2 protein-coding genes are annotated in these 1,010 nt (G+C 43.2%); both read left to right on the top strand.

Annotated elements, in window-relative coordinates; genetic code table 11:
• The first annotated feature begins 324 nt into the window (after positions 1-324).
• A complete protein-coding gene (locus F6K53_RS45510; protein ID WP_293087836.1) occupies positions 325-774 on the top strand; it encodes a hypothetical protein in 450 nt (149 codons plus the stop codon).
• A partial coding sequence (locus F6K53_RS45505; RefSeq protein ID WP_293087834.1) for a hypothetical protein occupies positions 775-1,010 on the top strand: 236 nt, incomplete at its 3' end.

Genomic DNA, 1,010 nt, shown 5'->3' with positions numbered 1-1,010 from the left:
TGCTAGAGCAGTAGCTCAAGGGACTTTACCCAGAACAAAATTGACATACCACTAGGTAATACTCTATGATCGTTACGTCTCAAGGGGTGGCGAGCCTACAGTGAAAGGCAATGGGAGTATCTACGATTATCGAGACAAGCCAAAACACTCTTAAATTCTGAAGTTTTGAGTTTTCAGCTATTGCAGCTGAAGTTAGACACTGTAGGAAGGATTTGCTAGTCAAATATTGTCTAGAGCTGATGCAAACGCTCTGTTCAGCGATTGGTTCAGAGTGAATCAGATTAGGGTAACGAGCATCTACTCAGTAAATTTGAGGAACTTTTTATGGAACCTGTAGAATTAACGGCTACGGCGATTGTGACTTTGATTGTCACTAAAGCCTTTGAGAAAACGGGTGAAACGTTAGGTGAGAAGGTGCTTGAGAAAGCAGGAAAGTTGATGACTCTGCTTAAGGAAAAATTTCCAAAAGTAGATGCTGCAATCATGCGAGCAGAGCAACAACCACTAGATGCTGGGGAAGCACAACTAGATACAGTTGTTGCTGGAGAGATAGAAGCAGCAGCTGAGAAAGATCCTGAGGTTGCTAAAGCGGTTAATGAATTGGCAGAAGAAGCTAAGGCAGACCCGAACCCTAAGCTGATTCAAACGATTCAATCTATGGAAAATAAGGTTAATTCTCAGTCACCAACTGTTCAGAATTTTACAAAGTTGGCAGAGGAAATTAAGGCTGTCTTCCAAGGAAATACTATTCAAAAACCAACTTTCAATTTTTGAGTGACTACGCCGCAAACTCGCGGAGGGAACGTAGGGTTTCCACAAAACACGATAAGCCCGCAATCGCGTGGTGAAATTGAACGTAGTGAACTACTAGATCGGTTGAGTAGCTGTTCTGCGGGTATTTTTCGGAAGGTAGTATTTTACCTGGAACCACCTGCTGGTACTCTCTCTTCAGAAATGAGTTCTCAGGCGATTCGGGCAGCAGAATTGCTTGATTGGGCAGAGCATCCTGA

Source organism: Moorena sp. SIO4A1, assembly GCF_010672065.1.
In the GTDB taxonomy this organism is placed as follows: Bacteria; Cyanobacteriota; Cyanobacteriia; order Cyanobacteriales; family Coleofasciculaceae; genus Moorena.
Note: the sequence above shows the minus strand (reverse complement) of the source record. Positions and strands in the feature narration are given on the sequence as shown.

What these genes read in the sequence shown, in the direction of transcription:
- F6K53_RS45510 (WP_293087836.1), top strand. Translation starts at nt 325, where the DNA reads ATGGAACCTGTAGAATTAACGGCTACGGCGATTGTGACTTTGATTGTC.